The 22,372-nt window shown below is 70.3% G+C and carries 20 protein-coding genes; 11 read left to right on the top strand and 9 right to left on the bottom strand.

Translation table 11 applies throughout. The annotated features are described in order from the left end of the window. Positions 1-1,683: T9SS type A sorting domain-containing protein (locus HZB25_06095; protein ID MBI5836794.1), on the top strand; the 1,683-nt coding region annotated here is incomplete at its 5' end. A 23-nt stretch (positions 1,684-1,706) separates the two neighbouring features. Further along, positions 1,707-2,441: a purine-nucleoside phosphorylase gene (deoD, locus tag HZB25_06090; GenBank protein MBI5836793.1), complete on the top strand. Its 735-nt coding sequence runs from the start codon at positions 1,707-1,709 to the stop codon at positions 2,439-2,441. Between the two features lie 79 nt (positions 2,442-2,520). Here deoD and HZB25_06085 read toward each other — a convergent pair whose 3' ends face one another. After that, complete coding sequence (locus HZB25_06085) at positions 2,521-3,645, bottom strand: hypothetical protein (GenBank protein ID MBI5836792.1); 1,125 nt, start codon at positions 3,643-3,645, stop codon at positions 2,521-2,523. A gap of 128 nt (positions 3,646-3,773) precedes the next feature. Between HZB25_06085 and HZB25_06080 the strand changes: the two genes are divergently transcribed. The 5 genes from HZB25_06080 (at position 3,774) to HZB25_06060 (ending at position 12,432) form a co-directional block, all read left to right on the top strand. Next, complete coding sequence (locus tag HZB25_06080) at positions 3,774-6,032, top strand: protein kinase (GenBank protein ID MBI5836791.1); 2,259 nt, start codon at positions 3,774-3,776, stop codon at positions 6,030-6,032. Between the two features lie 71 nt (positions 6,033-6,103). Further along, positions 6,104-6,442: a hypothetical protein gene (locus HZB25_06075; protein ID MBI5836790.1), complete on the top strand. Its 339-nt coding sequence runs from the start codon at positions 6,104-6,106 to the stop codon at positions 6,440-6,442. Between the two features lie 100 nt (positions 6,443-6,542). After that, on the top strand, positions 6,543-7,976 hold the full coding sequence (locus HZB25_06070; protein MBI5836789.1) for a TolC family protein: 1,434 nt from the start codon (positions 6,543-6,545) through the stop codon (positions 7,974-7,976). Further along, the gene (locus HZB25_06065; protein ID MBI5836788.1) at positions 7,973-9,334 is read left to right on the top strand and encodes an efflux RND transporter periplasmic adaptor subunit; all 1,362 of its coding nucleotides are present in this window, start codon (positions 7,973-7,975) and stop codon (positions 9,332-9,334) included. Before HZB25_06070 ends, HZB25_06065 begins: the two co-directional genes overlap by 4 nt. An 11-nt stretch (positions 9,335-9,345) precedes the next feature. Beyond that, a complete protein-coding gene (locus tag HZB25_06060) occupies positions 9,346-12,432 on the top strand; it encodes an efflux RND transporter permease subunit (GenBank protein ID MBI5836787.1) in 3,087 nt (1,028 codons plus the stop codon). Positions 12,433-12,443: 11 nt separating this feature from the next. Here the strand turns inward: HZB25_06060 and HZB25_06055 are convergent, their stop codons facing one another. The 8 genes from HZB25_06055 to HZB25_06020 form a co-directional block, all read right to left on the bottom strand. Next, positions 12,444-14,297, bottom strand: coding sequence for an ABC-F family ATP-binding cassette domain-containing protein (locus HZB25_06055; protein ID MBI5836786.1), 1,854 nt, complete (start codon positions 14,295-14,297; stop codon positions 12,444-12,446). A gap of 118 nt (positions 14,298-14,415) precedes the next feature. Then, positions 14,416-15,111 (bottom strand): sulfite exporter TauE/SafE family protein, encoded by a 696-nt coding sequence (locus HZB25_06050; protein ID MBI5836785.1) that lies wholly within the window; start codon positions 15,109-15,111, stop codon positions 14,416-14,418. Then, positions 15,108-15,581, bottom strand: coding sequence for a hypothetical protein (locus HZB25_06045; GenBank protein MBI5836784.1), 474 nt, complete (start codon positions 15,579-15,581; stop codon positions 15,108-15,110). The genes HZB25_06050 and HZB25_06045 overlap by 4 nt, the downstream gene beginning before the upstream one ends. After that, positions 15,578-15,811, bottom strand: coding sequence for a TM0996/MTH895 family glutaredoxin-like protein (locus tag HZB25_06040; protein MBI5836783.1), 234 nt, complete (start codon positions 15,809-15,811; stop codon positions 15,578-15,580). The genes HZB25_06045 and HZB25_06040 overlap by 4 nt, the downstream gene beginning before the upstream one ends. A gap of 53 nt (positions 15,812-15,864) precedes the next feature. Continuing rightward, positions 15,865-16,917, bottom strand: a complete 1,053-nt coding sequence (locus HZB25_06035) for a permease (protein ID MBI5836782.1) — start codon at positions 16,915-16,917, stop codon at positions 15,865-15,867. Further along, complete coding sequence (gene arsB / locus HZB25_06030) at positions 16,910-17,938, bottom strand: ACR3 family arsenite efflux transporter (protein MBI5836781.1); 1,029 nt, start codon at positions 17,936-17,938, stop codon at positions 16,910-16,912. The genes HZB25_06035 and arsB overlap by 8 nt, the downstream gene beginning before the upstream one ends. An 82-nt stretch (positions 17,939-18,020) precedes the next feature. After that, positions 18,021-18,488, bottom strand: a complete 468-nt coding sequence (locus HZB25_06025) for an arsenate reductase ArsC (protein ID MBI5836780.1) — start codon at positions 18,486-18,488, stop codon at positions 18,021-18,023. Further along, positions 18,481-18,906, bottom strand: coding sequence for a winged helix-turn-helix transcriptional regulator (locus HZB25_06020; GenBank protein MBI5836779.1), 426 nt, complete (start codon positions 18,904-18,906; stop codon positions 18,481-18,483). Before HZB25_06020 ends, HZB25_06025 begins: the two co-directional genes overlap by 8 nt. Positions 18,907-19,088: 182 nt before the next feature. Between HZB25_06020 and HZB25_06015 the strand changes: the two genes are divergently transcribed. The 4 genes from HZB25_06015 to HZB25_06000 all read left to right on the top strand — a co-directional run bounded on the left by HZB25_06015 (position 19,089) and on the right by HZB25_06000 (position 22,247). Further along, complete coding sequence (locus HZB25_06015; GenBank protein MBI5836778.1) at positions 19,089-20,021, top strand: RluA family pseudouridine synthase; 933 nt, start codon at positions 19,089-19,091, stop codon at positions 20,019-20,021. A 107-nt stretch (positions 20,022-20,128) separates the two neighbouring features. Next, positions 20,129-21,631, top strand: a complete 1,503-nt coding sequence (locus tag HZB25_06010; GenBank protein ID MBI5836777.1) for an ATP-binding protein — start codon at positions 20,129-20,131, stop codon at positions 21,629-21,631. Positions 21,632-21,641: 10 nt separating this feature from the next. Further along, positions 21,642-21,707 carry an SEC-C domain-containing protein gene (locus HZB25_06005; GenBank protein ID MBI5836776.1) on the top strand — a complete coding sequence of 22 codons (66 nt, stop codon included), beginning with the start codon at positions 21,642-21,644 and terminating at the stop codon, positions 21,705-21,707. A 51-nt stretch (positions 21,708-21,758) separates the two neighbouring features. Then, positions 21,759-22,247, top strand: a complete 489-nt coding sequence (locus HZB25_06000) for a hypothetical protein (GenBank protein MBI5836775.1) — start codon at positions 21,759-21,761, stop codon at positions 22,245-22,247. Positions 22,248-22,372: the final 125 nt, after the last annotated feature.

Here is a 22,372-nt window from a genome sequence, read left to right as displayed (position 1 = left end):
ACCGGGATCGCCAACAGCGGCAGCCACCCGTGGACGGTGCCCGCCACGGCCACCGCCACCGCCCGCGTGCGCGCCACCGCGCACGACGCAGCGGCCAACACCGCCGCGTCGTCCAGCCCGGCGGACTTCGCCATCGCCGACCAGGCCAGCCCGGTGGTGACGGTCACCTCGCCCTCGGGCGGGGAGGACTGGGCCATGGGCTCGGGTCACAACATCACCTGGACCGCCACCGACAACGTGGCCGTGACCGACGTGGACCTGGCGTACTCCACCGACGGCGGCGCCACGTATCCCAACACCATCGCCACCGGCATCGCCAACAGCGGCTCGTACGCGTGGACCGTGCCGGGCGTGCCCACGGCGGCGGCCCGCGTGCGCGTGACCGCGCACGATGGGGCCTCGAACGCCACCTCCGCCGCGAGCGCGGCGAATTTCACCATCTCCGACCAGGCCCCGCCCTCGGCCAGCCTCACCGCCCCGGCGGGTGGCGAGACGTGGGCCGTGGGCTCCGGTCAAAACATCACCTGGACGGCCACCGACAACGTGGGCGTGACCTCGGTGGACCTGGCCTACTCGACCGACGGCGGCGCCACGTACGCGCACCCGATCGGCACCGGCATCGCCAACTCCGGCTCGTACGCCTGGACCGTGCCTGCCACGCCGTCCACCACCGCGCGGGTCCGCGTCACGGCGCACGATGCGGCCTCCAACTCCGCGTCCGCGTCGAGCGCGGCGGACTTCGCCATCGCCGACCAGTCGGCGCCGGCGGTGGCCGTGGCCTCGCCGGTGGGTGGGGAGGCGTGGTACGAGGGCAGCGCGCACAACATCAACTGGACCGCCACCGACGACGTGGGTGTGGCCTCGGTCAGCCTGGACTACTCGCGCCACGGCGCGGGCGGCCCCTGGATTCCGGTCGCCTCGGGCCTGGCCAACACCGGCAGCTATCCGTGGACGTTGCCCGGCCCGGCCACCGACAGCGCCTTCGTGCGCGTGCGGGCGCTGGACGCCGCCTCGAACACCGGGACGGCGCAGAGCGACTCGGCCTTCCACATCCTTCCGCCGCTCGACACCATGGCGCCGGTGGTCGTGGTGACCTCGCCGGTCGGCGGCGAGTCGTGGGTGGGTGGCTCCACGCACAACGTCACCTGGACCGCGACCGACAACGTCGGGGTGGACTCGGTGAACGTGGACTACTCGCTGACCGGCACGGGCGGCGCATGGATCACCCTGGCGCACTCGCTGGCCAACAGCGGAAGCTACCCGTGGCTGCTGCCGGCCGTGCTCAGCGACAGCGCGGTGGTGCGGGTGACGGCCTTCGACCACGCCGTCAATGCGGCGGCGGACCTGGGTGACAGCCTGTTCCACATCACCGCCTCGGCGGTGGGGGTGGGCGGGCCGCGCCCCACGGTCTTCACGCTCTACCGGCCCTCGCCGAACCCGGCGCGCGGCAGCGTGGAGCTGCGTTTCCACATAGTCAGGTCCGGCGACGCCACGGCCGAGATCTTCAGCGTCGGGGGCAGCCGCGTGTGGCACTCGTTCATGCCGGGCGTTGGCGCCGGCGAGCACCGCGTGGCCTGGGACGGGCGCGGCAGTTCGGGCGAACGCGTCACCAGCGGGCTGTATTTCGTGCGCGTGTCGTGCGCGGAGGGCGTGCGCACCGCGCGGATGGTGCGCCTGCCGTAGGCGCCAAGGAGATCCGTCACGTTATGCCCACACCTCACCTGTCCGCCCAGCCGGGCGACTTCGCCGACGTGGTGCTCATGCCCGGCGACCCGCTCCGGGCCAAGCTGATCGCCGAGAGCTACTTCGAGAAACCCCGCCTGGTGAACGACGTCCGCAACATGTACGGCTACACCGGCATGTACAAGGGCCGCCGCGTGTCGGTGCTGGCCCACGGCATGGGCATCCCTTCGTGCTCGATCTACGCCACCGAGCTGATCCGCGAGTACGGCGTGAAGACCCTGATCCGGGTGGGCAGCTGCGGGGTGCTGGCGGCCGACATCGAGTTGGGCGACGTGATCCTGGCCCTGGGCGCGTCCACGGATTCCAAGGTGAACCGCATCCGGTTCATGGACCACGACTTCGCCGCGGTCGCGGACTACGCGCTGCTGGCCCACGCCGTGGATGCCGCCCGCGAGCGGGGCACCCCGGTGCGCGTGGGCAACGTGTTCTCCTCGGACCTGTTCTACTCGCCGCAGACCGCGATGTTCGACGTGCTGGAGAAGATGGGGGTGCTGGCGGTGGAGATGGAGATTGCAGGTCTATACGGGCTGGCGGCGGAGTTCGGCGCGCGCGCGCTGGGCATCCTCAGCGTGTCCGACCACATCCGCAAGGGCACCCACCTGAGCGCCGACGAGCGGCGCACGCGCTTCCAGGCGATGATCGAGATCGCGCTGGAGACAGCCCGGCGCAGCGGAACTCACGTTCGGCCTCCGGCGTGAGCGGCCGGACGTTCTCGGAAATCCCGGGAGTGCCCCGGGGCACCGCGGGAGCGTGGCGGATCAGAAGGAGCTTCATGGACTATCGCCCCCGAACCTCCAGCGTGAAGCACCCGGGCCCGGCGCCGTGTCGCGAAGGCGCGAAGGTGGTGTCCACCATCGGGCCGGTGGCCTCGGGGTCCAGGCGGGCCTGCGCGAGGAACACCGCGCACAGGCGGTAGTGCGTCGAGTCCACGATCGAGTAGGTGTAGGGACGGCCCGTTTCGGGGTCCAGCAGGGGACCCGCGGGCGGGGCGCCGCGCCGCAAGGCCGCCACCCCGGTCAGCTCCCCGATGTCTCCCGGTAGCCTCTGCTTTCGGGTGTAGTAGTCATCCACCCGGGTGGCGAGTTCGGACAGGTGCTGCACCCGGATCCGGTCCAGCGCGCGGCGGCGCTCGGTTCCGGGGGATCCCAGCATCCCCAGCGCCACGACCACCGAGGCCAGCACCAGCGCCGCCGAGGCCCAGGCCACCGCGCGCCGCGCCAACTGGACCCCGGGCTGGGCCCGCGCTCCCGCGGTTTCCTCGCCCTCTTCCTGGCGCAACCCCGCCAGGTAGTACCAGAACGCGGCGCCGGCGATGACGAACACCGTGGCGACCTTGAGCAGGAAGGCCCGCGCCAGCTGGCCGCCCAGGATCGCCACGACCAGTGCGATCAGGTCGCCGATCAGGGTGCCCGCGGCGCCGAACAGGGTCACGTAGGTGAGCCACTTGCGCACCTTCGAGCCGCGCTTCTCGGGATCCCGCGCCATGGCCCGCCCCAGGGCCCGCGCCACCAGCAGGAACAGGGGGAAGGTGATGATCAGCGCGGCGACGTGCTGTCGCACCTGGCCCAGGCGGAAGCCATCCCATGCGTTGGTGCGCAGCGGATCCGGGAACGCCCGGTCGATCACCTGGAACACCAGGCCGCCGAGGTTGATCGCGCTCACGTAAAGCGCCAGGAACATGAGCAGGTAGAGGAAGGTCTCGCGCGCGGACAGGTATGGTCGGCGCCTCGGCACCGGCACGGGGAAGTCCGTCTCCGCCCACGCGGAGAGCGCGGCTTCGGTGTCCTCGGCTCGCCAGCCCGCGGCGTGGAGCTGCTCTCGAATGGCGCCGCGGGGGAGGCCCCGCAGGAGGGCGTCGCGGACGAAGGACTGCAGGCCCGGGTCCATGGCGTGAACGTACACGCGGTCGTCCCGCCCCGCAACACGGAAGCCCCCGAGCCGGGAAGCCCATGGCGCTGACCCGGTTCCTGCCGTAGACTCATGAGGCTGCGTTCCACGGCCGCCTCAATCTCCACCATCCAGGAGCCCCAATGCTCGTTTCCGGCACCCGGCTCGGACCCTATGAAATCGTGGCCCCCCTGGGAGCGGGCGGCATGGGCGAGGTGTACCGCGCGCGCGACACGCAACTGGGGCGCGACGTGGCCATCAAGGCGCTGCCCGCGGAATTCGCGCGGGACGCGGAGCGGCTGGCGCGGTTCCGCCGCGAGGCGCAGACCCTTGCGGCGCTCAACCACCCCAACGTGGCCTCCATCTACGGCCTCGAAGAGTCCGGCGGCATGCCCCACCTGGTGCTGGAGCTGGTGGAGGGCGAGTCGCTGCTGGCCTGCCTGGCCCGCGGGCCGCTGCCGCCGCGCGAGGCGGTCCGCGTCGGCATCCAGGTGGCCGCGGCCATCGAGGCGGCGCACGAGCGGGGCATCGTGCACCGCGACCTCAAGCCGGGCAATGTCATGCTCTCGGACTCCGGGCTGGCCAAGGTGCTGGACTTCGGCCTGGCGCGGAGCGAGGCGCCCCCGACGCCGTCGGGGGATCCGGGCGATTCCCCCACCATGACCCTGGGACCGGGGGCCACGCTCGCGGGGGCCATCCTGGGCACCGCGGCCTACATGAGCCCGGAGCAGGCGCGCGGCAGGCAGGTGGACCGGCGCAGCGACGTGTGGTCCTTCGGCTGCCTGCTCTTCGAGTGCCTGGCGGGCCGGCCGGCCTTCGAAGGGGCCACCACCTCGGACCTCATCGCGCGGATCCTGGAGCGGGAGCCCGATTGGAACCTGCTGCCCGCGGGCACGCCGGCCCGCGTCCGCGAGGTACTGCGCCGCTGCCTGCGCAAGGACGCCGACGCGCGCCCGCGCGACATCCGCGACGTCCGGCTGGATCTCTCGGAGGCGGCCGACGGCGGCACCCGGGCGGCCGGCGCGCGTGACAACTCCATCGCGGTGCTGCCCTTCGAAAACCTGAGCGGCGCCGACGACGAGTACTTCGCCGACGGCGTGACCGACGAGATCCTCAATGCGCTCTCACAGCTCGAGGGCCTGCGCGTGGCCGCGCGCGCCTCCTGCTTCGCGTTCAAGGGCCGCCGCGAGGATCCGCGCGCGGTGGGCGAGAAGCTGGACGTGGCCGCGGTGCTGGACGGCACCGTGCGCCGCTCGGGCGCGCGGCTGCGCATCACCGCCCAGCTGGTGAACGCCGCCGACGGGCGCCCGCTGTGGTCGGAGCGCTACGACGGCGAGATGACCGACGTCTTCGAGGTGCAGGACAAGATCGCGGAGGCCATCGCCGGCCGCCTGCGCGTGGCGCTGCAGGGGGCCGCCGGGGGCGAGCGCGGGCGCCGGGGCACCGACAGCGTGGAGGCCTATGAGCTGTTCCTCAAGGGCCGCGCACTGCTGCTGCAGCGGGGGCGCTTCATCCAGGAGGCCATCCCGTTCTTCCAGCGGGCGCTGGAGCTGGATCCGCGCTACGCGGAGGCCATGGCGCTGCTGGCGGACTCCTACCGGCTCCTGGGCACGTTCGGTGTGGTTCCATGCGACCAGGTGATGCCCCGCGCCAGCGAGCTGTCGCGCAGGGCGCTGGAGATCGAGCCGGGCCTGGCCGAGGCGTGGGCCACGCTGGCCAGCGTGGAGTCGCAGTACGAGCACCGGATCGAGCAGGCGGCGGTCTCCTGGCGCGAGGCGCTGGAATCCGATCCCCGCCACATCCGGGCGCGCTGCGAACGCGCGATGTGGTCGCACTCGTTCGGGAAGATGCCGGTGGAGGAGGCCCTGGCGGAGACGTCCCGGGCGGTGGAGTACGACCCGTTCAACGCCTGGGCGCTGTGCATCCACTCGTTCATCCTGGGTTACGCGGGCCGCCCGGGCGACGCGCTCGAGGCGGCCGCCCGTGCCGTGGCGGCGGATGCCGGCTCATTCATGGCCCAGTGGACCTTGATGCGGGCGCACGCCTTGGCGGGCGATGTCCAGAAGGCCCAGGAGATGTCGCCGGCGCTGCTGGCGTCTTCGGGGCGCAACGTGTGGGCCCTGGCCACCATGGCCTGGTTCCTGGGAAAGTCGGGGCAGCCGGTGAAGGCCCGGGCGGTCTACGACGAACTGGAGGCTCGCTCCCGGCTGGAACACGTCTCGCACTTCTGGATGAGTGTCGCCGCCGCCGCGGCGGGCTGCGGGGACACGGCCCTGCAACACGTGCGCCTGGCCGTGGCGCAGCGCGACCCGTTGATGGTGAGCTCGCGCGTGTTCCCCCACTGCGACGCGCTGCGCGCGCTCCCGGGCTTCGAGGAGGCGGTGAAGGGGGCGTGGGATTGAGGGGGCGGCGCGGGGCCACGAAACGCCGCTCGATTGACACCTCCGGGCATCGTTCCTACACTTACATGTCTATGGTACGCGGAATCTTCGGAGGGCTGCTGGGGGCGCTGCTGATGGTGGTGACGTGTTCGTCGCCGCTGCTGGCGGCGGCCGGCTATCCGTCCGCGGCCCTCGAGGCCACTCACTGTGACGGGGACACCGGCCCTGGAGCGTGCCCCGACGGCGCCCCGTGCGGGTCGGACTGCGCCTGCACCTGCTGTCCCTGGCATGTCCCGGGGCTTCCGGCCGGGGATTCGATGCCCGCCACCGGGACCGCCCCCGTGTACCGCTCCGCCTTCGACACGTCCTTCGAAATCCCCGGAACCGACCTCGCGCACCGCATCTTCCATCCTCCTCGCTCACTCGCCTAGTCCTGGTGGTTGGCTTCGGGCGCGACCGATCGCGCCCGCGCCGCAGGCTTAGCCGGGTATTCCCGGCGGGGAGTTCCTTCTCGAAGGCAGGTGGATGGCGATGCACTCGTTCCGTGCGTGGGCGGTCTCCGCGTGGAGGCCGGGCCCGGCAATTCAGGTCCTCTTTCTGATCCTGCTCTCCTCGGCAGCCGCGGTCCGCTCGGAGCCGCTGACCCAGGCAACGGCGTCGCCCGCGTCAGCAGCGCACGCCGCGGCCTCGCGGGCCCCGGCGGAACAGGCCGCAGGGTCGCCGACCGCCGCCTCGCGGGCCCCGGCCGCGCAGGCCGCAGCGTCGCCGGCCCCGGTCTCGCGGGCTGAGCTCCCCACCGACACACTCGGGATCTCCTGGCCGGACCTCAAGGGCCTGGTGGACCGGCATCCCCGGCTGGCTGCGAGTCTCTGCGGAGTGGATGCGGCCCGCGGGGTGGCGGCTGACGCGGGCTCCATTCCGAACCCATCGCTGGACGCGGCCCTGACGCGCCCCGAGGGCGCCCCGGATCCCGCCGCGCCGCGCGAGTGGAGCCTGGAGCTCACGATCCCGCTGGAGTGGCTCGCGAAGCGGGGCAGCCGGGTCTCCGCCGCGGAGGCGCTGGTGGAGGCCAGCACGGAGGATGCGCACGCCACCCGGCTCGAGGTCCTGCTTCAACTCCGCGAGTTGTTCGTGAACCTCGCCCACGACCAGGCCCGGGTCGCCTCGCTCCAGGCCCTCGAGTCCCAGACTTCCGAGCTCGCGCGATCGGTGTCGAGGCGCGTGGAGCTGGGAGAGGCTCGCCCCACCGATGCCACGCGCGTCGAGATCGAGCTCGAGAAGATCGCCAGCGATCTGGATGCGGCCCGGTGGGCGCGGCGGGCGCACCAGGGCCAGTTGAGGCTGTGGCTGGGCGGTGGGTGGCCGGGGGAACTCCGCGTGCAGGCCGATCTGGCGTCCGTGCCCGGCGTGCCGGACCTGGACTCGGCTCTTGCCGCAGCACGCTCGACCCATCCGTCCCGCCTGGCCGCGCGGGCGCGGGTCCGCTCCCTGGAGTCCGGGCTGAGCGTCGAAAAGCGCGCGCGCATCCCGGGCGTGTCCCTGAGGGCCTTCCGGCTCGCGGAGCCCGACCGAAGGGCGTACGGCGCCGGGGTCACGCTGGACGTGCCGCTGTGGAACTGGAATTCCGGGCGCATCGCGCAGGCGCGCGCCCTGCTCGACGCCGGCCGCCGGGACCTCGAATGGCAGGGGCGCGAGATCGAATCGGCGGTGATCGAGGCGCACGGGTCCAGTGTCGCCACCGCGGGCACCGCGGTCCGTTACCGGGACCGGATCCTCCCTCGCACCGAGTCCACCGCGCTGATCATGGAGCGGGCGTACGCCCTCGGCGAGACGAACCTGCTCGAACTGATTGACGCCCGGCGCGCGCTCGTCGGGACACGCCTCGAATATCTCTCGGCGCTCGCCGAGGCCCAGCTTGCGTCCAGCCGTCTCAACGCTCTCATCGGGCGGGAGGACTTCCAATGAAGACTGGTTCGGTGTTCGCATCCGCCGGCGCCTGGCTCCTGCTGGCGGTGCTCATTCAGTCCTGCGGCAGGTCCACCGCGCAGGAGGGTCGTCAACCGGCCGCGCCGGAGAGCGCGGCGGTGGAGGCGGGCCACGCGGCCGCCGGGGTCGGGACCAGGGGAGCCGCATCCGCGGAGGAGGCGGAGATCTCGGACCTCGACCGCCCCGTGGAGGAACTGTTCCGGCTCACCTGCGAGCACAAGATGAAGACCTTCGAGTGCGAAGAGTGCCGCTACGAGACGGGCGTGGTCCGCGTCCCCGGGGAGCTGCTGTCGGGAGCCCTGGTGAAGACGGGGAAGGTGGCGCGGGAACACGTTCATGATGCCATGCAGCTCACCGGCGAGGTGCGTTTCGACGAGCGCCGGGTCTCGCACGTGGGCACCCAGGCCGGCGGCATCATCCGGCGGGTATCCGTGACCCTCGGGGAGACGGTGCGAAAGGGAGAGCCCCTGATCGAGGTGGAGAGCATCGCGATCGGGGAGGCCGAGGGGGCGTACCTGGAGGCTCAGGCGGCGCTCCGCCTGGCGCGCCGCAACCACGACCGGACGGCGGAGCTGCGCAAGGAGGGCATCACTTCCGAGAGGGAATTCTTCCAGGGAAGGCAGGAGCTGGAGGCCGCGGAGATACGCGCAGAGTCCGCCCTGGGGCGCCTGCTCCGGCTGGGCATGTCCGAGGCCGACGCCAGGAGGCTCACCGCATCGGGTGCCAACAGTGGCCGCGTGGTGCTGCGCGCGCCCGTGGCCGGCACGGTGCTCACCCTGCACGCGTTCTCCGGAGAGACGGCCAAGGCCGAAGAGACCCTGCTCACCATCGGCGACGCCGGTGTCGTGTGGGTGTGGGCGGATCTCTACGAGAGGGACGTGGCCGCCGTGAACCAGGCCCGGCGCGGCGGGAAGCTCGCGGCGACGGTCACCGTGAAGGCCTATCCCGGGGAGGAGTTCCCGGGCTCGGTGGACCTGGTGAGCCCCGCCATGGAGGCGGCCTCCCGAACCGTGAAGCTGCGGGTCGAAGTCAAGAACCCGCGCGGACGGCTGCTGGCCGGGATGTTCGCAAACGTGCAGGTGTTCCTCCCCGGGACGCAGGAGGCGCTGGCCGTTTCCCGCGCCGCGGTCCTGGAGGATGCCGGCAGGTCGTTCGTGTTCATCCACCATCATGGCGAGTACTACGTGCGCAGGCCGGTCCAGCCCGGCCGTTCCTGGGGCGAGCGGGTCGAGATCCTCTCCGGCCTCCGCGGCGGTGAGACCGTGATCTGCGACGGCTCGTTCCTGATGAAGTCCGACGTCCTGCGCTCGAAGATGGGCGCAGGCTGCGCGGACTGAGGGGGCCGCCCGTGCGCGTGGTGTTGACGCTGCTCAACAACCGCCTCCTGGTGCTCCTGGCGGCCGGCACGCTGGTCGCGGGCGGGCTGTTCGCGTGGTCGCGCCTGCCCGTTGACGCCTTCCCGGACGTCACCAATACGCAGGTGATGATCCTGAGCAAGGTGCCGGGGCTGGCCGCGGTGGACGTGGAACAACGGGTGAGCTACCCCATCGAGCTGGAAATGCGGGGACTGCCCCGGGTGAAGCAGGTGCGCTCCACCTCGAAGGCCGGCCTTTCGCAGGTGGTGATCGTGTTCGAGGACGGGGCGGACATGTACTGGACCCGCCAGGTGGTCTTCGAGCGCCTGGCCGGGGCCCGCGATCAACTGCCGCCCGGTGTGGAGCCCGAGTTGGGCCCGATAAGCACCGGCCTGGGCGAGATCTTCCAGTACACCCTGGAAGGCGACCGGCAGGACGCCATGGAGCTGCGGTCCATCCAGGACTGGCTGGTGGCGCCGCTCCTGAAACCCATCCCGGGTGTCAACGAGGTCAACAGCGTGGGGGGCTACGTCAAGCAGTACCAGGTGCTGCTTGACCCGGACAAGCTGCTCAAGTACGGGCTCACCTCCAGCGAGGTGGTGGAGGCGGTCGAGCGCAGCAACGCCAACGCCGGGGGTGGGATCATCGTGCGCGGGTGGGAGCAGGCCTACCTGCGCGGGGTGGGGCTGCTCAAGGACACCCCGGATGTCGAGCGGATCGTGCTCAAGTCCAGCGGCGGCGCCCCGGTGTACGTGCGGGACGTGGCGGACGTGGTCATCGGCGCCGAGCCCCGCCAGGGGGCGGTGACGCGCGACGGCAAGGGCGAGGTGGTGGCCGGCATGATCATCATGCTCAAGGGCTCCAACTCCCGGGAAGTGGTCGACCGCGTGAAGGCGACCATTGCGAAGATCCAGGGCACACTGCCCCCGGGAGTCCGGATCAACGTGTTCTACGACCGGGCCTCACTCATCGAAGCCTGTATCGAGACCGTGGTGAAGGCCCTGCTCGAGGCCGGGCTCCTGGTCATCCTGGTGTTGTTCCTGCTGCTTGGTGAGTTCCGCACGGCGCTGGTGGTGGTGATCTCGCTCCCGATCACGTTCCTGGTGACATTCATCGTCATGGGGCCCGTGGGCATCTCGGCGAACCTGATGAGCCTCGGAGGGCTGGGGTTCTCCGTGGGCATGGTGGTGGACGCCTCGATCGTTGTCGTGGAGAACATCCGCAGGCATCTCGCCGAACGCCGCGACAGTGCACTCCGACGGGCCATCGTCGCCGAGGCGGTGGCGGAAGTGGCACGGCCGGTGACTTTCTCGGTTCTCATCATCACCATCGTGCTGGTTCCGCTGTTCACGTTGCAGGGGATCGAAGGCCGGATGTTCGCGCCGCTGGCCGCCACCATGCTCATCTCCATGCTGGCGTCGATCTGCGTCGCCCTGCTCCTGGTGCCCGTGTTTTCCGATGTGCTCCTGCGCCAGGATGCGGAGAGGACCTTCGGCTTTGCGCGCCGCCTGCGCGCCGGCTACTCGGCGCTACTGGCCCGCGCGATCCGGCGGCCGAGGATCACCCTGGGAATCGCGGCCGGGGCGCTGGTGCTGGCGGGCCTGTTCGCCCCGCTGATCGGCACGGAGTTCATGCCGCCGCTGGACGAGGGCTCCATCGCGATCAATGTCGTCCGTCTGCCCAACGCCTCGCTCGAGGGCGCGGTGAAGGTGTCGGGGTACATTGAGAAGCGGCTGCTCAGGTTTCCCGAGGTGTCTACGGTGGTCTGCAAGACCGGCCGCGCCGAGATCTCCGAGGACCCGATGGGACCGGAGCAGACCGATGTGTTCGTGATGTTGAAGCCCCGTGGACGCTGGGGCACGGGCCGGAACAAGGCGCAGCTCATCGAGGCCATCCAGGAGGATCTGGGCCAGATTCCGGGGCTCCGCTATTCCTTCTCCCAGCCCATCGCGCTGCGCGTGAACGAGCTGATCTCGGGGGTGAAGAGCGACCTGGCGGTGAAGGCGTTCGGTCCCGACCTGGCGGTCCTCAAGGCCTTTGCCGATCGCGCCGGGGCCGCGCTGGGGGGAGTCCGCGGAGCCCAGGACGTGAAGGTGGAGCAGGTGTCCGGGATGACCCAGGTGGATGTGGTGATCGACCGGGCGGCGGCGGCCCGCCACGGGATCCAGATCGGCTCGGTGAACGAGGCGATCGAGACCGCGCTCGCCGGCACGCAGGCCACCACTCTGATCGAGGAGCAACGGCGAATCGCGGTGGTGGTCCGCTTCGCGGAGGAGGCCCGCAGCGACCTGCCGCGAATCGAGCGACTGCTGGTGCCCATGCCGGGCGGGGGGCGCGTGCCGCTGGCGCAGATCGCCCGGTACGAGATGGTGGAGGCCCCCGCGCAGGTGAGCCGCGAAAACGGGATGCGCCGCGTGGTCGTGGAGGCGAATGTGCGGGGCCGCGACCTCGGCGGCTTCGTCAGGGACGCGCAGCGGGCCCTGGCCCCGCTGGCGAAGGAACTGCCGGCCGGGTACTTCATCGAGTACGGTGGCCAGTTCGAGAACCAGCAGCGTGCCATGCGGCAGCTCGGATTCGTCGTGCCCGTGGCGCTGCTCCTGATCGTGATCATGCTCTTCCTGGCGTTGAATTCCATCCGGAATTCGCTCCTGGTGCTGCTCAACCTGCCCTTCGCGCTGGTGGGCGGCGTGTTCGCCGTGGTCGTCTTCCGGATGCCACTCTCGGTTTCGGCCGCGGTGGCCTTCATCATGCTGCTGGGGGTCGCGGTGCAGAACGGCGTGGTGCTGGTGGCCTTCTTCCGGCAGCTGCGGGAGCGCGGGGAGAGCGTTCCGGAGACCGTCCGGAAGGGCTGCGACCTGCGCTTCCGGCCGCTGCTCATGACGGCCCTGACCGCCTTCATCGGGAAGGCGCCATGGCTGTTCGCCACCGGTTCCGGCGCGGACATCCAGCGGCCGCTCGCGGTGGTGGCGATGGGAGGGCTGGTCACCAGCACCCTGCTCACGCTGGTGGTGCTGCCAGTGCTCTACGGGTGGTTCGAGGGGCGGGGGGCGCAGGGGCAGGAGCCCGTGGGCCGCGCCTGAGCCGGGCCCGGCTACTTCTGCTTCGCCTCGAGCTCGGCCCAGCGCTCGTACAGGGCGGCCACCTCGGCGTGCGCCGCGTCGAGGTCGCGGCAGAGTTCCACCAACTTGAGGTGGTCCGCCGCCTGCCCCGGGTCGTCCATCTGCGCTTCCAGCGCGGCGACCCGCGCCTCCGCCTCCTGGATGGAGGTCTCCATGCGGTCCCACTCCCGCTGTTCCAGGTAACCGAGCCGGCCGGGCCGGGCACTGTCCTTCGCCGCGCGCGGGGTCACGGCGGGACGGGAGGCCTGGCTCGCCCGGGCGGCCCCGGCAGCCTCCGTCGCCGCAGCCTCCTGTGCCGCCAGCCACTGCGACACTCCCGCGAGCAGCTTCACCCCGCCCCGGCCGTCGAGTCCCAGCACCTGCGTGGCCAGGCGGTCCAGCATGAAACGGTCGTGCGTCACCAGCAGCACCGCGCCGGGGAACTCCTTCAGGCTCTCCTCCAGGACTTCGAGGGTCGGGATGTCCAGGTCGTTGGTGGGCTCGTCGAGGACCAGCAGGTCGGCCTCCTGCCGCATCAAGCCGGCGATGTGGATGCGGGCCTGCTCGCCGCCGGAGAGATCTCCCACGCTCACGTCCAGCTGCCCGGATCGAAACAGGAACTTCCGCGCCCAGGACGAGACGTGCACGGCCTGACCGCGGTAGACGATGGACTCGCCCTCGGGGCACAGGGCGTTGCGCAGCCGCTGGGCGGGGTCGAGGAGGCTGCGATCCTGCCGGAACACGGCCACGCGCAGGCCGGCGGCGGGTTTGACCGTCCCGGAGTCGGGCTCCAGCTCCCCGGTAAGCACCCGGATCAGCGTGGTCTTGCCGGAGCCGTTGGGGCCAAGCAGGCCGAGGCACGAGCCGGGGGAGAGCGTCAGGTCCACGCCCGAGAAGAGCGGGCGGCCGTCCATGGACTTCGAGAGGCCCTTGGCGACCAGCAGCTCGCGCGAGCGGCGGCCGGTGCCGCTGAAGTCAATGTCCGCCGCGGGGGCGGTGGTGTTGCGCCGCTTCAGCTCCGCCAGTTCCGCGATGCGCTGCGTGGCGTCCTGGATGCGGCCCTTGGCCTTGGTGCGGCGGGCCCGGGCGCCGCGCAGCAGCCAGGCCACGTCCTGCCGCACCCTGCCTGCCAGGTTCTGCTCCTGGCTTGCCTGGGCCTCGAGATGCGCCGCGCGGGCCTCCAGGAACTCGCTGTAGGGGCCATCCACCGAGAAGGTGCCGTCCCGGTACGCGGCATTCAGCTCCACGATGCGGCCCGCCACCTCCTCGAGGAAGTAGCGGTCGTGCGTGACCACCACCACGCCGAAGCGGGCTTCGTCCAGGAGGTCCTCGAGCCACAGGATGCCGTCCAGGTCGAGGTGATTGGTGGGCTCGTCCAGCAGCAGCAGGTCGGGCTCGGGCGCCAGCTCGCGCGCGATGGAGAGGCGCTTGCGCCAGCCGCCCGAGAGGGTCGCGATGTCCTGGTCGTGGCGGCGAAAGCCCACCCGGGCCAGCACCAGCGCGGCGGCGGTCTCGCGCTCGTGGGCCTCGTGGTGATCGTGGTCGGCCGGGGCCGCCTGGACCGGGTGTCGCAGGGCGTCCGCCACGTATCCCAGCGGGGTGGCGCCCCCGGGAAACGCGTCGGACTGCGCCACGTAGCCCACGCGCACACCCCGGCGGCGGGTGACCTCGCCCTCGTCGGGGATTTCCTGACCCGCGAGGATCCGCAACAGGGTGGTCTTGCCCGAGCCGTTGGGCCCGATGAGGCCCAGTCGCTCGCCGTCGGAAACGCCCAGGCCCACGCCCCGGAAGAGCGGGTGCGGGCCGTACGACTTTCCGAGGGACTGGCAGTTCAGCAGGATGGGCATGAGGGGAACAGACTAGCAGGCCTCGGGCGGCCGGGGGCCCCCGAGTTCAACGCCGGGTGCGACGCAGGTTGCACCCCCGGTTCGACCCCGGGCTCGGCCCGGGCTTCAACCCCCGGGCTCACACCAGCGAGAGATGGAACCAGTGTGTGAGCACCAGGTAGATCCCCGCGCAGATGAACACCACCCCGGTCGCCGGGCGGGCGAAGCGCTCGAAGCGCGTGATGGCGTTGAAGCCCCGGCTCAGCGCCCGGGCGCCGCCGGCGATCAAGAGCGCGAGCACGGCAACCGGCAGTCCCGTCCCGACGCCGTACACGAGCGGCAGGAGGACCGGTGAGTCCGAGGCTGCCGTCAGCGGCAGCAGGCTGCCGAAGAACAGTCCCGCGGACACCGGGCAGAACGACAGCGCGAAAAGGATGCCGAGCAGCCCCGCCCCGAGTGGACCGGAACGCGCCGCGCGCTCCTGCCAGGCGCGGGTCCCGGGCATCGTGATCCCCGGCAGGCGCAGCCAGCCGAGGGTCAGCAGGCCGATGAGCACCAGCAACGGCCCCAGGATGCGGTTCATCTCGCGCTGCAGGAACATGGACACGGACGGCAGCGAGAGCACGCTGGCAACGACGACGGAGCCCACGGCGAGGTAGGTGAGGGCCCGCCCGAGGCAGTAGAGCGCTCCGGCCATCCAGACCCGGCGGGACGAGCCGGCATGCTTCGAGATGTAGGACACGGCCGCCACGTTGGACGCCAGCGGACAGGGGCTGATCGAGGTCAGGATCCCCAGCCACAGGGCCGAGCCGGCCGCGGCCAGCAGGTCGCTCACGTGGCATCCCCGAGGTAGGCGCGGGTCTCCTCCCGGACGTACTTCAGGAATGCCGGCTTGTCATTGAGCAGCTCCCAGATCCGGGAGAGATTCTTCCACGCCGCCCGCTTTCCGCGCACTTCCCGTACCAGCACCAGCGACTTGGTGAAGAGCTGGTAGTCCTTCGCGAAGTGCCCGTTGCCCTTCGCGTCGATGTTGACCACCTTCCAGGCCAGGCGCCCGCTCTTGATCTCCCCGGCGAACGCGCTGTCCATGGCTTCCTTCGAGTTTGCCTCGAGGGTGCGGCAGGACGCGCAGCGGTAGGAAGTGTGGAAGTAGTACGCGACCACCCGCGGGGGAATCGGGCCCTGCCGGGCTTCAGCCGGGCGTGGAGCGGGAGCCGGGGAGGGCGCCTTCGCCTTCGCTCCCAGCAGCGCGAAGGTCCCCGCCGCCAGGGCCACCGTGAGCAGGAGAGCCGTGAAGCGCTTCACGACAGGACCTCCTTGATCTGCTGGGCCGACGGGACATGTCCGACGACCTTGACCTCGCCATTCACCACCAGCGCCGGGGTGGAGAGGACTCCATAACCCACGATGGCGCCGATGTCGGTGACCTTCTCAATCTCGCACTCGAGCCCGAGCTCCCTCACCGCCTGCTCCACGTGCCGGTAGAGCACCTGGCACTTCTGGCATCCGGGGCCGAGGACCTGGATATGGGTCATGAGGACTCCTCCTTGTGAAACTTATCACGATGCCGGGCGCGAGAGACGCCCCTTCAAACCAGCCAGTTGAACAGGTAGCCAACCAGGATGATCCCCACGGAGACCACGCCGATGAAGGTGCCGATCAGCACCGGCCGGAGCACCTTGCGCAGGATGATCATCTCCGGCAGGGAGAGGGCGATCACCGACATCATGAACGCGAGCACCGTGCCCAGCGCCGCCCCCTTTTCGAGCAGGGCGTGCACGATGGGGATGATCCCGGCGGCATTGGAATACATCGGCACGCCGATCAGGACCGCCAGCGGCACGGACCACCAGGCGGACTTCCCCATGAAGGAGGCCATGAAGTCCTGCGGCACCCAGCCGTGGATGCCCGCCCCCACGGCGATTCCGAGGACGACGAATGGCCACACCTTTCCGACGATGTCGCGGACCGAGCCGAGGCCGTGGCGAATGCGCCCGTCCCAGGTGAGCCGGACCTGCCCGGAGGCGGCCGCCACCGGCTCCACCCGGTAGACCCACGGCTCCACGTGGCGCTCCAGGCGCAGCCTCCCGATCACCCAGCCGGCCAGCACCGCCACCGCGAGGCCCGTTCCCGTGTACAGGGCGGCCACCTTCCAGCCGAACAGGCCGAACAGGAGCGCGAGCGCCACCTCGTTGACCATCGGCGCCGAGATCAGGAACGAGAAGGTCACGCCCAGGGGGATGCCCGCGGTGAGGAAGCCGATGAAGAGCGGCACCGCCGAGCAGGAACAGAATGGAGTGACCACGCCCAGCCCGGCCGCCAGCACATTGCCCGCCGACTCCGCCTTGCCCGCCAGGATGGCCCGGGTGCGCTCGGGGGTGAAGAAGGAGCGCACCATGCCGACGAGGAACACCACCAGCGCCAGCAGCAGCAGCACCTTGGGAGTCTCGTACACGAAGAACTCCACGGCGCTGCCGAAGTGGGTCGCGGGATCGAGTCCCAGGGCTTCCCGGCAGACCCATGCGGCGGCGGGCTTCAGGATGGAATAGAGCACCAGCCACGCCAGCAGCGCTCCCGTGGCCGGGAGCAGCAGGCGGAGGGATCGCGCCGGATCCGGCTGGAGGGCCCTCACCTCACCCATGGGCCAGCCCGGATCCCGGGGCCCCACCGTGCCTGGCCGGCAGTTCCGCCCTGAAGTAGCGCCGCCGGAACCACAACGCCACGTTCACCAGCCCGATCAGGGCCGGCACCTCCACCAGCGGCCCGATGACCGCGGCGAAGGCCGCGCCGTGGTGGATGCCGAATGTGGCCACCGCCACGGCGATGGCCAGCTCGAAGTTGTTCGACGCCGCCGTGAACGAGAGCGTGGCCGACTGCGGGTAGTCCGCTCCGGCCCAGCGGCTCAGGAAGAACGAAGCCACGAACATGACCACGAAGTAAATCAGCAGCGGGATGGCGATGCGCACCACGTCCAGGGGCAGCTGCACGATCTTCCCGCCCTTGAGCGAGAACATGATCACGATGGTGAACAGCAGCGCGATGAGCGTGATGGGGCTGATCCTCGGGATGAAGCGCCGCTGGTACCAGTCCCTTCCCTTCGCCGCGATCAGCGCGAAGCGGGTGGCGACGCCCGCGAGGAAGGGGATCCCCAGGTAGATGAACACGCTCCGGGCGATCTCCCCGATGGTGATGTTCACCGCCACGCCCCCGAGTCCGAACCAGCGCGGGGCCAGCGTGATGAAGAAGTACGCATACGCGGAGAAGAACAGCACCTGGAAGATGGAGTTGAACGCCACCAGCCCGGCGCAGTACTCGGGATCGCCCTTCGCCAGGTCGTTCCACACGATCACCATGGCGATGCAGCGCGCCAGGCCGATCAGGATCAGCCCCACCATGTATTCCGGCTTGTCGCGGAGGAACAGCACCGCGAGAGCGAACATGAGCACGGGGCCGATGATCCAGTTCTGCACCAACGAGAGCAGCAGGACGCGGCGGTTGCGGAAGACCTTGCCCAGCTCCTCGTAGCGGACCTTGGCCAGGGGGGGATACATCATGAGGATCAGGCCGACGGCGATGGGGATGGAGGTGGTGCCCACGCTGAAGCGGTTGAGCAGCGGCACGATCCCGGGGAACAGGTAGCCGGCGCCCACGCCGACCGCCATGCCGAGGAAGATCCACAGCGTGAGGAAGCGGTCGAGAAAGGACAGGCCGCCCGACACGCCCGCGTGCCTCGCGGGAGGATGTTCAACCGACACGAGAGTCCCCCCGGATGGCCCGGTCAATCAGTTCACGAACCCGGGATTCAATCCGGTCCCGCACGGCACGGAATTCCTCGTCGGGCAGGTTCTTCGGATCGGGCAGCTCCCAGTCGAGACGATGGCGGGCGGGCAGGGAGGGGCAGGCGTCCCCGCAACCCATCGTCACGACGTAGTCCCATGTCACACCGGCGGGCAGCGAATCCAGGCCCTTCGATCTGCGGCCGCCGAGGTCAATGCCCTTCTCGGCCATGAACCGGACGGCGGCCGGATGCACCTGCCCGGAGGGCTTCGACCCCGCGCTGTACGCGGCGACCCTTCCCTGGCCCAGGGCCGCGGCGAATCCCTCCGCCATCTGGGAGCGGCATGAGTTCTCGATGCACACGAAGAGCAGGGTGGGGCGGGCCTTCGGAGTTCTCGGGGACGCTGTGGGTGATGCCGGGCGGGCGTCAGTCATGACGGCGCCCCTTCGATGCCGGGCGGCGGGAGCGACCGCGGGGCGAAGCCGGCGGGGCCAGCGGCAACACGCCGCACAGATCCTCGATCGGGATCGCGCGGACTTCGCGCAGGCGGCGGCGGTCGGCCAGCAGACGGGGCTCGCGATTCGGGGTGCGCCGCACCAGGGCCAGGACCCCGTCTGCGTACGCGTTGCGCCCGGTCCGGTCCAGCGCGTAATGGATCCAGCGGCCCTCGCGGCGGTCCGCCACGAGGCCCGCGAGCTTGAGGATGGTGAGGTGCTTCGACACCGTGGAGGGCGCCAGGCCCAGCACCGCCTGGATCTGGCAGACACACAGCGGCGCCGGCTCCAGCAATCGCAGTATGCGCGTCCGGGTGGGGTCCGCCGCCGCCTTCAGGGCCAGCTCGAGATTGCGCATGGGAGCCTCAACCTCTCGATTCGCCATATGACGAAATATAGAACGGGTGGGACGTCGTGTCAAGCGGGGTGCGGTTGCAGCCGCGCGGGTGGTAGAATCGGTCGCCATGAGCGCGAACCGATCGTCCTTCATTCTGCGGCAGATCGCCGCGGCCCGCGGCGGCAGGGGCGGGGCGGGCCTCGATGGCTGAAAGACTCCTTGGCTGCCGCGTCACCGCGGGGCAGTCCGGCCGCGCGGACCGGGTGGTACAGGCGCTCACCGGCGTCTCCCGTGCGTGGGTTCGGGGCCTGTTCGACGACGACCGCGTGACCATCAACGCGCGCCCGGCACCGGACCCCGCGGCACAGGTGGCCGACGGCGACATGGTCGAGGTGCGTTTCGATCCGCACACGCGCTGCCACGCGAGGCCCCGGGAGCGCGTGGATCCCGCCTTCCGCGTGCTGTTCGAGGACGAGCACGTGATCGTGGTGGACAAGGCCGCGTTCGTGCTCACGATCCCCACCGACAAGATGGAGGCGGACACCCTGGTGGACCGCGTGGCCCGTCACCTGGGCCGCGGCGGCCGGGAACGACGCCCGCACGTGGTGCAGCGGCTGGATCGGGGCACCTCGGGGGTGATCATTTTCGCGGTCACCCGCGCGGCGGCGGTGGAGCTGATCCGGCAGTTCCGCCGGCACGAGCCCACCCGCGAGTACCTGGCGCTGCTGGCCGGCAGCCTCCGGGAGGACCGGGGCACGATCCAGACCCGGCTTGCCACCAGCCGGGGCCTGTCGCGATACTCCGTCCGCGATGGGGAGGCCGGCGAGGTGGCCGTGACCCACTTCGAGGTCGAAGCCCGCCACCCGGGCGCCACGCTGGTGCGCGTGCGCCTGGAGACCGGCCGCCGCAACCAGATCCGGGTCCACTTCGCCGAGGCCGGCCACCCGGTGCTGGGCGACCCGCGCTACGCGCCGGAAAGGGCGCGGCATCCCCGCTGGCGGGCGCGCCGCCTGGCGCTGCATGCCTCGGTGCTGGGCCTCCATCATCCGGTCACCGGGGAGGAGCTGTGGTTCGAGTCGCCGTTGCCGGAGGAGTTCGGGCGGTTTGAAGTTGCGCGCGGACATCGCGGTTCGTGAATGTCTCCACATGGCGGAGTCGGAGTCGCGTATTCTCGTCCGGGCGGACCTTCGGACAGGTCCCGGTGCCCGGTTCCTTTTCCCCCGATGAAGGATAGTGCACTCTCATGAACGACCCGGTTCTCTTCAGTTCACTGAAGCTCCCGGACGCCCTGGTCCGGGACCTGCGGCGGCTCAACCCATGGTGGGAGGGCAAGCCGATGCAGGAGCTGCCGGAGACCCGGCGGCATCTCGTGCGACAGGTGCACGCCCGGCTGGGCACCCGGCTCGCCCCCATCGTCGTCGTGCGCGGCCCGAGGCAGATTGGCAAGACGACCGCGCAGCTCCAGGTGCTCTCGGATCTGCTCACCTCCGGGATCCCGGCGCGGAACATCCTCCGAATCCAGGCGGATGAACTGCCCGAGCTGCGCAAGCTGAGCGAGCCCATCCTGCGGCTGGTGGACTGGTACGAAGCCAACGTCCTGGGTGGAACCCTGAACGAGGCGGCGAAGAAGGCCGAGAAGACGTACCTGTTCTTCGATGAAGTCCAGAACCTCAAGGACTGGGCCCCGCAACTGAAGTTCCTCGTTGACAACTCCACGACCCAGGTCCTGGTCACCGGCAGTTCCACGCTGAGAATCGAATTGGGGCGTGACAGCCTGGCCGGGAGAATCAGCACGATTGAAGCAGGGGTCCTCTCACTGACCGAGATTGCGGGCTTTCGTGGCGTGGATCTCGGCGGGCCATTCCTCCAGGACAACGGCCTCGAGCCGCTGACCCGTCCGGAGTTCTGGCGGGACCTGCGCCGGCACGGTTCGGGGCGGGCAGTAGAGAGAGATCGCGTCTTCGAGTGGTTCTCCGAGCGCGGTGGATACCCCCTGGTTCACCAGAGGGCGGACGTTGACTGGGGTGTCCTTGCGGATCAACTCAATGAGACGGTCATTCGAAGGGTCATCCAGCACGACCTGAGGATCGGAGACCGCGGACGCAAGCGGGATCCCGCGCTGCTGGAGGAGGTCTTCCGGCTGGCGTGCAGGTATGCAGGTCAGGCTCCGGGGCGCACCCTGCTCTCCCGGGAGGCCCAGAGGGCGCTGAACGCAAACGTGGGTCCGCAGCGTGTGGACACCTACCTGCGCTTTCTTCATGAGACGCTCCTTCTTCGCCTCGTGAGTCCGCTGGAGATCCGGTTGAAGAAGCGGCACGGGAACCCGAAGATCTGCCTCGCGGACCATGGACTCAGGGCAAGCTGGCTGCAGGAGGTGGTTCCCATCTCGCCCGCCCGGCTCCGGGAGGAATCGCACCTCACGACGCTGGCCGGACACATCGCGGAGGGAGTCGTGGGGGCCGCGCTCGCAACCATCTCCCAGCTGGATGTGGCGCACCTGCCCGAGCGGGGGGACCAGCCCGAGGTGGACTTCGTGCTGACCATCGGCACGAAGCGGATCCCCCTGGAGGTGAAGTACCAGCGGAAGATCGACCCGATGGCCCACACCGAGGGCCTCCGCACGTTCATCGAGAAGGCCGCGAACAACGCGCCGTTCGGCCTGTTGATCGGGCAGGTGGACGGGGAGCCGATCGCCGATCCTCGGATCATCTGTCTGCCATTGTCCAGCTTCCTGCTGCTCCGCTAGCGAGGCGCCGATGAGCCGCCCCGGACGAAACGACCCCTGCCACTGCGGCAGCGTGAAGAAGTACAAGCACTGTTGACTGCGCCTCGAAGAAGATCCCCGGGCCTTCATGGAGCCGGCGGCCCGGGAGATGCTCGAGGTGGACGAATGCATGTGCCCAACGCTCCTCGAGTTCGCGCGGCGGCGCTGGGGGATCGAGAAGATCAAGGAAGCCGATCGCGGCTTCGGCGAGGGTGGGGAGGGGCCTCTCGACGCGCCGGCGATCTTCGTCCCGTGGCTGCTATTTCACCGCCCCTTCGACCGGCACTCCATCGCAGACTGGTACGCGCGGGAGTCACGCGGGCCGGTGGGCGTCCGGGAACGGGCCTGGCTGGATTCCGCCCTGCCCGCGCTCAAGGGGCTCACCCCTCGGGAGGCGGTCGCAACCGCCTCCCCGCGCCGCAAGGCGGACCTCCTGCTCAAGGAAATCGAATCGGTCGTACGAACTCCTGATGCGCATTCGGAGGATTCGCGGTGGCGACCCGACCTGGCCGCGCCGTCCGAACGAAGTCACGAGGGTCCTGCTCATCCACGGGGTGGGCGACTTCAGGGAATTCGGGGGGAGCCGGGGTCCGAATGACAAGTGGGAGCCGGAAGTAGTTGAAATTACACCATTTGCCGTCCTGCCGTTCATTCCCATAACGGAAACTGCGGTGCGGGAGAAGTAGGGGCCTTTCGGCTGTTTCCGTGCAGGGCGCCGAGCGA

It is taken from the genome of Candidatus Eisenbacteria bacterium (genome assembly GCA_016235265.1).
In the GTDB taxonomy this organism is placed as follows: Bacteria; Eisenbacteria; RBG-16-71-46; order RBG-16-71-46; family JACRLI01; genus JACRLI01.
The sequence above is the reverse complement of the archived record's forward strand: the minus strand, read 5'-3'. Positions and strand labels throughout refer to the sequence as shown.